The sequence below is a fragment of the Halomonas alkalisoli genome, from assembly GCF_021412585.1.
GTDB classification, from domain to species: Bacteria; Pseudomonadota; Gammaproteobacteria; order Pseudomonadales; family Halomonadaceae; genus Halomonas; species Halomonas alkalisoli.
Genome location: NZ_JAKCMI010000046.1, coordinates 78,871 through 92,398, shown reverse-complemented (window position 1 = coordinate 92,398; position 13,528 = coordinate 78,871). Strand labels below are relative to the sequence as shown.

The following is a 13,528-nucleotide window of genomic DNA, read 5'->3' as shown; positions in this document are numbered from 1 at the left end:
CCCATGGAATCGCTGAACAACCTGATGTACGGCTTCGGTATCGCGCTGGAGCCGATGAACATCGTCTACGTCTTCGCCGGGGTCTTTGCCGGCACCATCATCGGCATGCTGCCGGGCCTCGGGCCGATCAGTGCCCTGGCGCTGATGATCCCGATCACCTTTGCCATGGAGCCCTCGTCCGGCCTGATCCTGATGGCAGGGGTGTACTACGGCGCCATCTTCGGTGGCTCGAGCTCGTCGATCCTGCTCAACGCGCCGGGCGTTGCCGGTACCGTGGCGACCTCGTTCGACGGCTATCCCATGGCCAAGCAGGGGCTGGCGGGCAAGGCCCTGGCCATCGCCGCCTATGCGTCCTTCGTCGGTGGCACCATCTCCATCGTCTTCCTGATGCTGGTGGCACCGATGCTGTCGAAGGTCGCGGTCAGCTTCGGGCCGGCCGAGTACTTCTCCCTGATGGTGCTGGGGCTGACCGCGGTGGTGTCGCTCTCCGACAAGTCACTGGTCAAGGGGCTGATCGCCGCCGTGATCGGGGTGATGATCTCGATCATGGGCATCGACCTGCAGACCGGCACGGAGCGCTTCACCTTCGGCACCGCTCATCTGCTCGACGGCATCGACTTCCTGGTCGTGGCGCTGGGTATCTTCGCCCTGGCCGAAGTGTTCTACATGCTGCTGCGCGGTGGCGGTGGCAAGGAGCAGCCGCGCAATGCCATCGGTTCGCTGAAGCTGAGCCGCAGCGAGGTTCGCGAGATCGCGCCGCCCATCGCCCGCAGCTCCGTGCTCGGTTTCTTCACCGGCGTATTGCCGGGGGCCGGTGCCACTATCGGTTCATTCCTGGGCTACAGCATGGAGAAGCGCCTGGCCAAGGACGGGGATACCTTCGGCAAGGGCAATATCAAGGGCGTCGCGGCCCCCGAGGCGGCCAACAATGCCGCCTGTACCGGCTCCTTCGTCCCGCTGCTGACGCTCGGCGTGCCCGGTTCCGGCACCACGGCGGTGCTGCTGGGCGCGCTGCTGGTCATGGGCGTCAGCCCGGGGCCGGCCATGCTGGTGGACCGTCCCGACGTGTTCTGGGGCGTCATCGCCAGTATGTACATCGGCAACATCTTCCTGCTGGTGCTCAACCTGCCGTTGATTCCCTATATCGCCAAGATTCTCGAGATGCCGCGGCCGCTGCTGCTGGCGCTGATCCTGATCTTCTGCATGGTGGGGGTCTACGGCATGAGCTTCAGCGTCTTCGATCTTCTCCTGCTGCTGGGATTCGGCCTGGTGGGATTGGGCATGCGCCTGTTCGGCTTCCCGGCGGCGCCGCTGATCCTGGCGCTGATCCTCGGTGCCATCATGGAAGAGTCCATGCGCCGGGCACTGCAGATCTCCGGTGGCGACTGGTCGATCTTCATCGACAAGCCGATCTCCATGTGGCTGCTGATCATCGCCGCGCTGTCACTGCTGCTGCCGGTGGTGAAGCAGGGCATGGCTCGGATTCGCAGCGCACGCGCCTGATCGATTGCATAACGTTTCGTCCTTGGGGGTGCCGGTGCAGACCGGTGCCCCTTTTTTGTTCGTCGTGCACGCCAACGGTGCAGGGCGAGGCGAGGCGAGGCGCTTTTGCTGCACCATGGCGGTGCCATGAGGCATGTCGAGGGTGCGACGAGGTAGCTCCATTTCATTGAAACGCTTTGCTTTATCGGTTTACGCGAGCGGATGGCGCAAGCCTTGCAAAGGCTGATGGCTGAGACCCGCACCGGCGGTCCATCGACCCCGATGCGATGCCATCACAATGAAACCTTCCTGCAGGAAGGTGCAAGGAGTGACAAGTGAACGCATCCCGACGCAAGGTTCTGTCCCGTCCCTATCTCCGTACCAATCTCCGTCCCTCGCAGCTGGCGGCCGCCGCCCTGGTCACCACTGCTAGCCTAGGCTTCAGCGCCCAGGTGCTGGCGGAGGACCCGATCAAGGTAGGCATCCTCCACTCCCTTTCCGGCACCATGGCGATCAGTGAGTCGACCCTCAAGGACACCGTGGAAATGCTGATCGAACAGCAGAACGAGCAGGGCGGCCTGCTGGGTCGCCAGCTCGAGGCGGTGGTGGTCGACCCGGCCTCCAACTGGCCGCTGTTCGCCGAACGCGCCCGCGAGCTGCTGGCCCAGCATGAAGTCGATGTGGTCTTCGGTAACTGGACCTCGGTCTCGCGCAAGGCCGTGCTGCCCGTCTTCGAGGAGCTCAACGGCCTGCTGTTCTACCCGGTGCAGTATGAGGGCGAGGAGTCCTCCGAGAACGTCTTCTATACCGGAGCGGCGCCCAACCAGCAGGCCATTCCCGCCGTCGAGTACCTGCTGAACGAGGTGGGCGTGGAGCGCTGGGTGCTGGCCGGCACCGACTACGTCTATCCGCGCACCACCAACCGTATCCTCGAGGCCTTCCTCAAGGAAGAGCACGGGGTGGCCGACGACGACATCATGATCAACTACACGCCCTTCGGTCACTCAGACTGGCAGAACATCGTCGCCGAGATTCGTCGCTTCGGCAGTGAGGGCAAGAAGACCGCGGTGGTGTCCACCATCAACGGCGATGCCAACGTGCCGTTCTACCGCGAACTGGCCAACCAGGGCATCGACGCCGCCGACATTCCCGTGGTGGCCTTCTCGGTGGGCGAGCAGGAGCTCTCCGGCATCGACACCGCTCCGCTGGTCGGCCACCTGGCGGCCTGGAACTACTTCATGAGCGTCGACACCGACGAGAACTATGACTTCATCGACGCCTGGATCGACTACACCGGCGACGAGGAGGCGGTGACCAACGACCCCATGGAGGCCCACTACATCGGCTTCAACATGTGGGCCGAGGCGGTGCGCAAGGCCGGCACCACCGACGTCGACGCGATCAAGGAGGCGATCATCGGCGTCACCGTGCCCAACCTGACCGGCGGCTATGCGGCGATGATGCCCAACCACCACATCACCAAGCCGGTGCTGATCGGCGAGGTGCAGGACAACGGCCAGTTCGACATCGTCTGGCAGACGCCTTCCACCGTGGCCGGCGACGCCTGGTCCGACTACCTGCCCGGCTCCCGTGACCTGATTGCCGACTGGCGTGCACCGATGCGCTGCGGCAACTTCAATGTCGCCACCGGCTCCTGTGGCGGCAGCACTGCGGCCGAAGAAGCCGAGGCTGCCTTGGCCGAATAAGCCGGTCAGTCGATCTCCCCGCCGTCCGGCCGGGCGGCGGGGCGCACGCCATCTTGTCTCTATCCAAAGGAAAGCTCCGATGAGGATTTTCCCGTTGCCCTGGCCAGTGGCGGTCAAGGCGAGTGCCGGCAGCGCTGCTGGCCGACCTTCTCGCTGCCTGGCGCTGCTGATCCTGCTGCTCTCCCTGTGTCTCACGGCCGGGGCTGCACAAGCACAGTCTTCCGAGGCCGGCGATGACGCCGCGGCCCTCGAGCTGCTCGAAGCGCTGGATGTCGCCTCCTATCCGGCCAAGGGCGAAGCCATCGACGCCATCGTCCAGAGTGACGATCCGCGCGCCCGCGACTGGCTCTCGGCACTCCTCGACGGTCGCCTGCAGCGTACCGACGATGGCCGCTTCGTGGTGGTGCTCGACAACCGTGGCCGCGAATGGCCGGTGGAGGATGCGCTGTCCGGTGAGGCACTCGGTGAGATGTCCCGCCGCGAGCTGGATCGCATCGGTATCAACAATGCCCTGCGCAATCAGCTGCGCAGCGCCATCGCCGTGGTCGACCTCTACTCGGCCGACCTGGCGCTGCGCCGCGCTTCGGCGGAACGGCTGCTCGGCGAGGTCGATGCCGACCTGGCGGAGCCGTTGGCCGGTGTGATCGAGCAGGAGGAGGATCGCCGGGTGCGTGCCAGGCTGACCCAGGCGCTGGCGATCCACCGCCTGGAGCAGGGGGAAGTCGATGCCGTTGCCGACCTGAAGGGGAGCCTCCATCCCCGGGTGCGGGTGGCATTGAATCGTGCGGTAATGGGCGATGACCCGGTGGTCGCCGACGCCGCCCAGGCGGCGCTGAACAGCATCGAGCAGAACCTGCGCATCAACCGCGGACTCGAGACCCTCTACTTCGGCCTGAGCCTGGGCTCGGTGCTGGTGCTCGCCGCCATCGGCCTGGCCATCACCTTCGGCGTGATGGGCGTGATCAACATGGCCCATGGTGAATTGATCATGCTGGGCGCCTATACCACCTGGGCGATGCAGCAGCTGCTGCCGGGCCAGCCGGGGTTGGCGCTGATCCTGTCGATTCCCGCCGGTTTCATGGTCGCCGCTCTGGCGGGCATCGCCATCGAGCGCGGCGTGATCCAGTTCCTCAAGGGGCGCCCGCTGGAGACGCTGCTGGCCACCTTCGGTATCAGCCTGATTCTCCAGCAGCTGGTGAGAACCGGCATCTCACCACTCAACAGAACCGTCATCACCCCCGAGTGGATGAGCGGCTCCCTGGTGATCAACGACGCCCTGTCGCTGACCCTGAACCGCATGTATGTGCTTGGCTTTGCGCTGGTGGTATTTGCCGGGCTGATGCTGGTCATGCGACGCACCCGGCTCGGCCTGGAGGTGCGCGCCGTGACCCAGAACCGGGCCATGGCACGCTCCATGGGCATCCGTGCGACCCGGGTCGACATCCTGACCTTCGCCCTGGGCTCCGGGGTGGCCGGCCTGGCCGGGGTGGCGCTCTCCCAGCTCACCAACGTCGGCCCCAACCTGGGGCAGAACTACATCATCGATTCCTTCATGGTGGTGGTCTTCGGCGGGGTGGGGAACCTCTGGGGCACCCTGGTGGCGGGACTGTCGCTGGGCGTGATCAACCAGGTGCTCGAGCCCTGGGCGGGTGCCGTGCTGGCCAAGATCATCGTGCTCGTCTTCATCATTCTTTTCATCCAGAAGCGCCCCCGCGGACTCTTTCCGCAGAAGGGCCGGGCAGCGGAGGGCTAACGCATGCATTGGCTTGGAAGACCCTTTACCGAGCGATCGACCCAGCTGTTCCTCGGCGTGCTGCTCGCCGCCCTGGCCCTGGTGACGATCCTGCACGTGGCCGTTCCCCAGGGGCACCCGCTCCATGTCAGTGCTTATACCGTTAACTTGCTGGGCAAGTACCTGAGCTATGCGCTGCTGGCGGTGGCGGTCGACCTGATCTGGGGCTACCTCGGGATACTCAGCCTGGGGCACGGCGCCTTCTTCGCCCTGGGCGGCTATGCCATGGGCATGTACCTGATGCGCCAGATCGGCGACCGCGGCGTCTACGGTCACCCCGAACTCCCGGACTTCATGGTGTTCCTCAACTGGGACAGCCTGCCCTGGTACTGGACCGGCTTCGACATGGCCTGGTTCGCCTTCATCATGGTGCTGCTGGCACCGGGCCTGCTGGCACTGGTGTTCGGGTTCCTGGCTTTCCGCTCGCGGGTGACCGGCGTCTATCTCTCGATCATCACCCAGGCACTGACGTTCGCGTTGATGCTGGCCTTCTTCCGCAACGAGATGGGCTTCGGCGGCAACAACGGCCTGACCGACTTCCGCGACATCCTCGGCTTCAGCCTGCGCAGCGATGCCACCCGGCTGGGGCTGTTCATCGCCACCGGGGTGGCCCTGGCCGTGGGCTACGTCCTGTGCCGTGCCATCGTCGGCAGCAAGCTGGGCCGGGTCTGCGTGGCGACCCGCGATGCGGAGGCTCGCACGCGCTTCATCGGCTACCGGGTCGAGCGTTTCCAGCTGTTCGTCTTCGTCGTCTCGGCGATGCTGGCCGGCCTGGCGGGGGCGCTCTACGTACCCCAGGTGGGCATCATCAACCCCAGCGAATTCTCGCCGGTCTTCTCCATCGAGATCGTACTCTGGGTGGCGCTGGGCGGCCGCGCGACGCTCTACGGCGCGGTGATCGGCGCCATCCTGGTCAACTACGCCAAGACGGTCTTCACCGGGGTGATGCCGGATGCCTGGCTGTTCGCCCTGGGCGCGATGTTCGTGCTGGTGACGGTATTCCTGCCCAAGGGGGTGGCTGGGCTGCTGGCCTATCGTGTCCGGCGCCGGAAACACCGGGGCGAGGACGACGCATCGCCCACTCCCCGCGGCAAGGAGGTATCGGCATGAACTTTCTCAGATCACTGGCCGACCGGGATCGTGTGTTCGACTTCCTGGTGCCGGCGGCATCGCCGGTGGATGTGCGCCATGGGCCCATCCTTTACCTCGAGGACGTCACGGTCAGCTTCGATGGCTTCAAGGCGATCAACGACCTGAACCTGACCATCGACGACGGCGAGCTGCGCTGCATCATCGGGCCCAACGGGGCCGGCAAGACCACCATGATGGACATCATCACCGGCAAGACCCGCCCCGATGCCGGCAAGGTGTGGTTCGGCAGCCGCCATGATCTCCTGACCATGAACGAGCCGGAGATCGCCAGCCTCGGCATTGGCCGCAAGTTCCAGAAGCCCACCGTGTTCGAGGCATTGACGGTGTTCGAGAACCTGGAGCTGGCCATGGCGGCGGACAAGCGCATCCTGCCGACCCTCACGGCAAGAATGACGCCGGCCATTCGCGATCGTATCGAGGAGGTGCTGGAAACCATCGGCCTTGCCGAGCTTCGCCTGCGTCCGGCGGGCATCCTCTCCCATGGCCAGAAACAGTGGCTGGAGATCGGCATGCTGCTGATGCAGCGGCCGCGTCTGCTGCTCGTCGACGAGCCGGTGGCCGGCATGACCGAGCAGGAGATGGAGCGCACCGCCGAGCTGCTCACCGGCCTTGCCGGCAAGCAGTCGGTGGTGGTTGTGGAGCACGACATGGGCTTCGTGCGCTCCATTGCGCGCAAGGTGACGGTGCTGCATCAGGGCAGCGTGCTGGCCGAGGGCAGCATGGACCAGGTGTCCAACGACCCGAAAGTGGTCGAGGTCTACCTGGGGGCCGACGCCGAAGAGGAGGTGGCCTGATGCTGACCGTCGACAAGCTCAACCAGTACTACGGCGAGAGCCATACCCTGTGGGACCTCGAACTGGACGTGCCTGCCGGCCAGTGCACCTGCGTGATGGGGCGCAACGGCGTCGGCAAGACCACGCTGCTCAAGGCGATCATGGGCGAGGTGGCCATCTCCAGCGGCAGCATCCGCTACGCGGATGACGTTGAGCTGACCAGGAAGCGGGTTGAGGAGCGCTCGCGCCTGGGCATCGGCTATGTGCCCCAGGGACGCCAGATATTTCCGCTGATGACGGTGGAGGAGAACCTGCGTACCGGGCTGGCGGCACGCCGCGATGGCAAGCGCAGCATCCCGGAACGGGTGTTCGAGCTGTTCCCGGTGCTCGCCGAGATGAAACACCGCCGTGGCGGTGATCTCTCCGGGGGGCAGCAGCAGCAGCTGGCCATCGGCCGGGCGCTGGTGATCGAGCCCCGCCTGTTGATCCTCGATGAGCCGGGGGAGGGGATCCAGCCCAATATCGTCGCCCAGATCGGCGAGGTGATCCGCAAGCTGATCGACGAGGATGGCCTCACGGTGCTGCTGGTGGAGCAGAAGCTGCCCTTCGCCCGCAAGTACGCGGATCGCTTCGTGATCATGAACCGTGGTCGCCCGGTGGCCAAGGGAGACATCGGGGAGCTGTCGGACGGGCTGATAAAGGAGCACCTGACGGTGTAGCGGACAGCCAGGTGTCCATTCCTCTGCACTGTAATGGCGTTTGCCTGGCGGCCACCGCACTGACATGGTGCGTCGCCAGGCGGCTTCATGCACCACGAAGCGTCGACAGCCGGTCTATTCGCCCTCTCATTTCGTCGTAAAGCATTGTTCCAGAATGGCAAACATGGGCATTCACCATTCTGGTACGACCTTTGCTGAGACAGAGTCAGACACGCTTTGCCACGGGGCACCCATGACTGCCTGCGAAACCTCACTGGACAACATGCCGACGGCGGATTCCGGCCACCGCTTCGATGCGGGGCGCCACTGGGCGGCCTCGCTGGCACTCGCCTTCGAGGCACGTGACGGGGTCACGCGCATGGTTCGTGCGCGTCACCAGGGGCCGCTACGGGTACAGCGGCCGTTCTATCCCGAAGGACGGTCGGGCACCTGCCACGTTTACCTGCTGCATCCGCCGGGAGGGTTGGTCAGTGGCGACAGGCTGGCGATCTCGGCCCGGGTGGGCGCGGATGCCCGTGCGCTGCTGACTACGCCCGCCGCCAACAAGCTCTACCGCGCCGACAGCCATGGCGTGGCCTGGGGCCAGCAGACCCACCTTGAAGTGGCCGACGGCGCCATTCTCGAATGGCTGCCCCAGGAGACCATCGCCTTCGACGGCTCCATGGGAGAGCAGTCGACGCATATCGACCTTGCCGGCTCGGCGCGCTGCCTGGGCTGGGAGGTGCTGGCGCTGGGGCGTCCGGCGAGCGACCTGCCCTATGTCTCCGGCCGCATCGACCAGCGCTTTCGCCTGATGCGAGACGGCAAGCCGCTCTGGCTGGAACGCCAGCCGTTGGACCCGCTGCACCCGCGTTTCGCCGGGCGCTGGGGGCAGGGTGGCGCCACGGTGCAGGCCACGCTATGGGCGGTGGGGCTGGGCGACGAGGGCGAGGCCATCGAAGCGTTGCGTGATGCCATAGCCACCAGCCCACGCTGGGCGGTGACGGTGCGTCATGGCGTCCTGCTGCTGCGCTATCTGGGCAACGAACGCAATGAGGCATGGGAAATCTGCCAGCAGGCCTGGGCGTGTCTCAGGCCGCTGCTGAGCGGTACATGTGCCCATCCCCCCCGTATCTGGTTTACCTGACTCTCCAGGAGAATCTCATGGAACTGACCCCCAGAGACAAGGACAAGCTGCTGCTGTTTACCGCCGCCCTGCTTGCCGAACGTCGCCGAGCGCGCGGGCTCAAGCTCAACTACCCCGAGGCGGTGGCCCTGATCAGTGCCGAGATCATGGAGGGCGCCCGTGACGGCCGCACCGTCGCCGAAATGATGAGCTACGGCCGCGAGATCCTCAGCCGTGATGACGTCATGGAGGGCGTGGCCGAGATGGTCGACGAGGTGCAGGTGGAAGCGACTTTCCCGGATGGAACGAAGCTGGTCACGGTTCATTCGCCCATCGTCTAACACTGGCTGCAGGAGGGAAAACATCCATGATTCCCGGCCCCATGATTCCAGGACAGTATCAACTGAAGGATGGCGAGATCGCGCTCTGCGAGGGGCGTGAACGGATCAGTATCGAGGTCGCCAATACCGGCGACCGGCCGATCCAGATCGGTTCCCACTATCACTTTGCCGAGGCCAATCCGGCGCTGACCTTCGATCGCGACCGCGCGCGTGGGCACCGCCTCGACGTGGCGGCGGGCACGGCCATCCGCTTCGAGCCCGGCCAGTCCCGCGAGGTGACCTTGATTCCCTTCGTCGGCCGTCGTCATGTGTATGGCTTCCGCGGCGAGGTGATGGGCGTGATCGACACGGCGGACAAGGGAGGCAAGCCATGAAGCCCGATAACAAGATCAGCCGCCAGGCCTATGCCGACATGTACGGCCCCACCACCGGCGACCGGGTGCGCCTGGGCGACACCGAGCTGTGGATCCAGGTCGAGGACGATGCGACCCATTACGGCGACGAGGTCAAGTTCGGCGGCGGCAAGGTGATCCGTGATGGCATGGGCCAGAGCCAGCGCCATGACGACGCGGTGATGGATACCGTGATCACCAATGCCCTGATCCTCGACTGGTGGGGCATCGTCAAGGCCGACGTGGGGCTCAAGGCCGGCCGCATCAAAGCCATCGGCAAGGCGGGCAATCCCGATACCCAGCCCGATGTGGCGATCGTCATCGGCCCCGGCACCGAGATCATCGCCGGCGAAGGCATGATCCTGACGGCTGGCGGTATCGACGCCCATATCCACTTCATCTGCCCCCAGCAGGTGGAGGAGGCGCTGATGAGTGGCATTACCACCATGCTCGGGGGCGGTACCGGGCCCGCCACCGGCTCCAAGGCCACCACCTGCACGCCCGGGCCCTGGCACATCGGCAAGATGCTCCAGGCGGTGGACGAGATGCCCATGAACATCGGCCTGCTGGGCAAGGGCAACGCCAGCCTGCCGGAGGCGCTGGAGGCCCAGCTCGTTGCCGGCGCCATGGGCCTCAAGCTCCACGAGGACTGGGGCACCACCCCGGCATCCATCGACAACTGCCTGAGCGTCGCCGACGAGTACGACGTCCAGGTGGCGATTCATACCGATACCCTGAACGAGTCGGGTTTCGTCGAGGACACGCTGGCGGCGTTCAAGGAGCGCGGCATTCATACGTACCATACCGAGGGGGCGGGGGGCGGCCATGCGCCGGATATCCTTACCGCCTGCGCGAAGTCCTACGTGCTGCCGTCGTCCACCAACCCGACGCGGCCCTACACGGTCAATACCATCGACGAGCATCTCGACATGCTGATGGTGTGCCACCATCTGGACCCGAACATACCCGAGGACGTGGCCTTCGCCGACTCGCGCATTCGCCGTGAGACCATCGCTGCCGAGGACATTCTTCACGACCTGGGGGTGATCTCCATGATCGCCTCGGACTCCCAGGCCATGGGCAGGGTGGGCGAGGTGGTGTGCCGCACCTGGCAGATCGCCCACAAGATGAGAGTGCAGCGCGGGCTGCTGCCGGAAGACGCGGCATTGGGCGCCGACAATTTCCGCGCCAAGCGCTATATCGCCAAGTACACCATCAACCCGGCCATCACCCACGGCATCGCGCATGAGGTGGGATCCATCGAGCTGGGCAAGCTGGCCGACCTGGTGCTGTGGGACCCGGCCTTCTTCGGCGTCAAGCCGGCACTCATCATCAAGGGCGGCATGATCGCCGGTGCCCCCATGGGCGACCCCAATGCCTCGATCCCGACGCCGCAGCCGGTGCATTACCGTTTCATGTTCGGTGCCCTGGGCCGTGCGGCCAGCGCCACTCGCCTCAGCTTCGTCAGCCAGGCGGCCATCGAGGCCGGCATCAAGGAGCGGCTGGGGTTGCACAGTGAGCTTTCGGCGTGTCGCAACGTGCGCGGCGTGCGCAAGCAGCACATGAAACTCAACGACGCCTGCCCGGAGCTGACCGTCGACCCGCAGACCTACGAGGTGCACTGCGACGGCGAGCTGCTGACCTGCGAGCCGGCCACCGAGCTGCCGTTGGCCCAGCGCTACCACCTGTTTTGAACCAATGGCTGCGCGTGCGTATCGCTTTGTCGCGCGGTGCTCAAAATCCTCACATAGCCCACTATGCTCCGGTTTTTGCGCTCCGTGCTTCGCGCGCTACATCACGCTCGCCGATTGCTTCGAGTCGAGCTTCATGGATGAAGTTCGAGGCAAGCCGGGGCAATGACCACCAACATTAGCGGCGCCGGGGGCAGGTCGCAGCGGGGGTCCGATTCCAGGGAAGGAATCGGTAGCGTACAGGGAAGTATTTACAGCGCCCCCGCCTAGACCTGTCGCCGGGTTAGCCGCGGTTAATGGGCTGCGGATTCGAAGCTCAAAAAGGACATGAACGATGCTGAAACTGACCGAACGCCTGGGACCCATCGCGGCCGACCAGGCCAGCGACACCCTGACGCTGCCCTTTGAGCTGCGTATTCGCGGCCGGCTCAAGGCGAAAAGCGCTGCCGGCCGAGAGCTCGGCCTGTTCCTCGACCGGGGCCCGGTGCTGCGCGACGGCGAGGGGCTGCGTGCGGAGAGCGGCGAGATCGTGCGCATCAGGGCGGCCATCGAACCGGTAGTCACGGCACGCGTAGCCGCCGGCCTGCCGCTGGCGCGGCTGGCCTACCACCTGGGCAATCGCCATGTGCAGCTAGCCCTGGGCAGCGACGATGCCAGGCCCGACCAGGGCTGGGTGCGCTTCCCGCCGGACCATGTGCTGGAGGAACTGGCCGAGCTGCTGGGGGCGACCCTTGAGCGGCATCAGGCACCGTTCGACCCCGAGCCCGGTGCCTATAACCAGCTGGGTCATGGGCACTCACACCCTCACTCACACTCACACTCTCAGGCTCATCACCACGACCACGACCACGACCACGACCACGAGCACGATCATGATAGCCACCCCCATGGACATGGCCACACCCATGCCCACTGAACGGGCAGCGGTGGCGGGGCAGGGAGGGGGCGATGACCTCGCCCTGCTGGGGCTCCTGCAACTGGTCAGCCCGGCACTGCCTATCGGCGCCTTCGCCTTCTCCCAGGGCCTGGAGAGTGCCTTCGAGCTGGGCTGGGTCAGCGATGAGGCGAGCCTCGGCGAGTGGCTGGAAGGGGTGCTGGAGGACGGCCTGACCCGGTGCGAGCTGCCGGTGCTGGCGCGTCTTCAGGCGGCCTGGGCGGCAGGCGATGGGGAAGCGGTGGCCGAGTGGGACCGGTGGCTTGCGGCCAACCGCGAAACCGCCGAGCTGGCGGCGGAAGATTCGCGCCTGGGGGCTTCGCTGATCCGGCTGCTGGGCAGCCTCGACCTGCTGCCGAATAGCCCTGAGAAAAGTCCTTCGAGAGCGTCGCCCGCGCTGCCGCCGGGGGCCGGCTACGTGACGGCATTCGCCTGGACGGCCCATGTCCGTGGCGTGCCGGTGCGCCAGGCGCTGCTCGGCTTCGCCTGGGCCTGGCTGGAGAACCAGCTGGCGGTGGCCTGCAAGGCGCTGCCGCTTGGCCATACCTCGGCCCAGCGGCTGGTGGAGCGGCTGCGCCCGGCCCTCGTGACGGCGGTGGATGAGGCGCTGGCCCTGGAGGACGACGAGCTGGGACCTGTGCTGCCTGGCCTGGCGTTGGCCAGCGCACTACACGAAACCCAATATTCGCGGCTGTTTCGCAGTTGATGGAACAGCGGATGTCACCAGGCAGCAGTTGGCCCGGCATCCCATGAACCTGACAAAGCCGCCCAAGCGGCCAAGGAGAGATCGACATGACACACTGTTTACGTATCGGCGTCGGCGGCCCGGTGGGTTCCGGCAAGACGGCACTGCTCAAGCAGCTCTGCCTGGCGCTGCGTGACCACTACGATATTGCCGTGGTCACCAACGACATCTATACCCGCGAAGATGCCGACTTCCTGCTCAAGCACGATGCGCTGCCGGCGGATCGCATTCTCGGGGTGGAAACCGGCGGCTGCCCGCATACCGCCATTCGCGAGGACGCCTCCATGAACCTGGCGGCCATCGACGACCTGCAGGCGCGTCATCGCGGCCTGGAGCTGGTGCTGGTGGAGTCCGGCGGCGACAACCTGTCGGCCACCTTCAGCCCCGAGCTCTCCGATCTCACCCTCTATGTGATCGACGTCTCGGCCGGCGACAAGATTCCGCGCAAGGGCGGGCCCGGCATCACCAAGTCGGATCTGCTGATCATCAACAAGATCGATATCGCTGAGCAGGTGCATGCCTCGCTGGATGTCATGGAGCGGGATTCGAAGAAGATGCGTGGCGAGCGCCCCTTCGTCTTCACCAATCTCTATGACGGGGTGGGCCTGGAGACGATCATCCGCTTCATCCTCGACCGCGGCATGCTGCCGGAGCGCCGGCCCCAGGCTGCGGCCGTCTGACAACCGACTTCCCATC

General features: G+C 65.6%; 13 protein-coding genes. All 13 read left to right on the top strand.

Annotation, left to right across the window (positions count from 1 at the left end; genetic code table 11):
* Positions 1-3: 3 nt before the first annotated feature.
* The 13 genes from LY622_RS22010 to ureG all read left to right on the top strand — a co-directional run bounded on the left by LY622_RS22010 (position 4) and on the right by ureG (position 13,512).
* Complete coding sequence (locus LY622_RS22010; protein WP_234292847.1) at positions 4-1,503, top strand: tripartite tricarboxylate transporter permease; 1,500 nt, start codon at positions 4-6, stop codon at positions 1,501-1,503.
* 314 nt (positions 1,504-1,817) lie between these two features.
* Complete coding sequence (gene urtA / locus LY622_RS22005; protein WP_439649608.1) at positions 1,818-3,188, top strand: urea ABC transporter substrate-binding protein; 1,371 nt, start codon at positions 1,818-1,820, stop codon at positions 3,186-3,188.
* Between the two features lie 79 nt (positions 3,189-3,267).
* Entirely contained in the window at positions 3,268-4,941 is a 1,674-nt protein-coding gene (gene urtB, locus LY622_RS22000; protein WP_234292846.1) for an urea ABC transporter permease subunit UrtB, read from the top strand.
* 3 nt (positions 4,942-4,944) lie between these two features.
* Positions 4,945-6,090 (top strand): urea ABC transporter permease subunit UrtC, encoded by a 1,146-nt coding sequence (urtC, locus tag LY622_RS21995; RefSeq protein WP_234292845.1) that lies wholly within the window; start codon positions 4,945-4,947, stop codon positions 6,088-6,090.
* On the top strand, positions 6,087-6,926 hold the full coding sequence (gene urtD / locus LY622_RS21990) for an urea ABC transporter ATP-binding protein UrtD (protein WP_234292844.1): 840 nt from the start codon (positions 6,087-6,089) through the stop codon (positions 6,924-6,926). Before urtC ends, urtD begins: the two co-directional genes overlap by 4 nt.
* Positions 6,926-7,624 carry an urea ABC transporter ATP-binding subunit UrtE gene (gene urtE / locus LY622_RS21985; protein ID WP_234292843.1) on the top strand — a complete coding sequence of 233 codons (699 nt, stop codon included), beginning with the start codon at positions 6,926-6,928 and terminating at the stop codon, positions 7,622-7,624. Before urtD ends, urtE begins: the two co-directional genes overlap by 1 nt.
* A 232-nt stretch (positions 7,625-7,856) precedes the next feature.
* Positions 7,857-8,750, top strand: coding sequence for an urease accessory protein UreD (locus LY622_RS21980; protein WP_234292842.1), 894 nt, complete (start codon positions 7,857-7,859; stop codon positions 8,748-8,750).
* A gap of 17 nt (positions 8,751-8,767) precedes the next feature.
* Positions 8,768-9,070 carry an urease subunit gamma gene (ureA, locus tag LY622_RS21975; RefSeq protein ID WP_114478961.1) on the top strand — a complete coding sequence of 101 codons (303 nt, stop codon included), beginning with the start codon at positions 8,768-8,770 and terminating at the stop codon, positions 9,068-9,070.
* Positions 9,071-9,111: 41 nt separating this feature from the next.
* Positions 9,112-9,444, top strand: a complete 333-nt coding sequence (locus tag LY622_RS21970) for an urease subunit beta (protein WP_234292890.1) — start codon at positions 9,112-9,114, stop codon at positions 9,442-9,444.
* Positions 9,441-11,156, top strand: a complete 1,716-nt coding sequence (gene ureC, locus LY622_RS21965) for an urease subunit alpha (protein ID WP_234292841.1) — start codon at positions 9,441-9,443, stop codon at positions 11,154-11,156. Before LY622_RS21970 ends, ureC begins: the two co-directional genes overlap by 4 nt.
* Positions 11,157-11,487: 331 nt before the next feature.
* Positions 11,488-12,069 carry an urease accessory protein UreE gene (gene ureE, locus LY622_RS21960; protein WP_234292840.1) on the top strand — a complete coding sequence of 194 codons (582 nt, stop codon included), beginning with the start codon at positions 11,488-11,490 and terminating at the stop codon, positions 12,067-12,069.
* On the top strand, positions 12,059-12,793 hold the full coding sequence (locus LY622_RS21955) for an urease accessory protein UreF (RefSeq protein ID WP_234292883.1): 735 nt from the start codon (positions 12,059-12,061) through the stop codon (positions 12,791-12,793). The genes ureE and LY622_RS21955 overlap by 11 nt, the downstream gene beginning before the upstream one ends.
* A gap of 86 nt (positions 12,794-12,879) precedes the next feature.
* Positions 12,880-13,512: an urease accessory protein UreG gene (gene ureG, locus LY622_RS21950; protein WP_234292839.1), complete on the top strand. Its 633-nt coding sequence runs from the start codon at positions 12,880-12,882 to the stop codon at positions 13,510-13,512.
* Positions 13,513-13,528: the final 16 nt, after the last annotated feature.

What these genes read in the sequence shown, in the direction of transcription:
- LY622_RS22010 (WP_234292847.1), top strand. Translation starts at nt 4, where the DNA reads ATGGAATCGCTGAACAACCTGATGTACGGCTTCGGTATCGCGCTGGAG.
- urtB (WP_234292846.1), top strand. Translation starts at nt 3,268, where the DNA reads ATGAGGATTTTCCCGTTGCCCTGGCCAGTGGCGGTCAAGGCGAGTGCC.
- urtC (WP_234292845.1), top strand. Translation starts at nt 4,945, where the DNA reads ATGCATTGGCTTGGAAGACCCTTTACCGAGCGATCGACCCAGCTGTTC.
- urtD (WP_234292844.1), top strand. Translation starts at nt 6,087, where the DNA reads ATGAACTTTCTCAGATCACTGGCCGACCGGGATCGTGTGTTCGACTTC.
- urtE (WP_234292843.1), top strand. Translation starts at nt 6,926, where the DNA reads ATGCTGACCGTCGACAAGCTCAACCAGTACTACGGCGAGAGCCATACC.
- LY622_RS21980 (WP_234292842.1), top strand. Translation starts at nt 7,857, where the DNA reads ATGACTGCCTGCGAAACCTCACTGGACAACATGCCGACGGCGGATTCC.
- ureA (WP_114478961.1), top strand. Translation starts at nt 8,768, where the DNA reads ATGGAACTGACCCCCAGAGACAAGGACAAGCTGCTGCTGTTTACCGCC.
- LY622_RS21970 (WP_234292890.1), top strand. Translation starts at nt 9,112, where the DNA reads ATGATTCCAGGACAGTATCAACTGAAGGATGGCGAGATCGCGCTCTGC.
- ureC (WP_234292841.1), top strand. Translation starts at nt 9,441, where the DNA reads ATGAAGCCCGATAACAAGATCAGCCGCCAGGCCTATGCCGACATGTAC.
- ureE (WP_234292840.1), top strand. Translation starts at nt 11,488, where the DNA reads ATGCTGAAACTGACCGAACGCCTGGGACCCATCGCGGCCGACCAGGCC.
- LY622_RS21955 (WP_234292883.1), top strand. Translation starts at nt 12,059, where the DNA reads ATGCCCACTGAACGGGCAGCGGTGGCGGGGCAGGGAGGGGGCGATGAC.
- ureG (WP_234292839.1), top strand. Translation starts at nt 12,880, where the DNA reads ATGACACACTGTTTACGTATCGGCGTCGGCGGCCCGGTGGGTTCCGGC.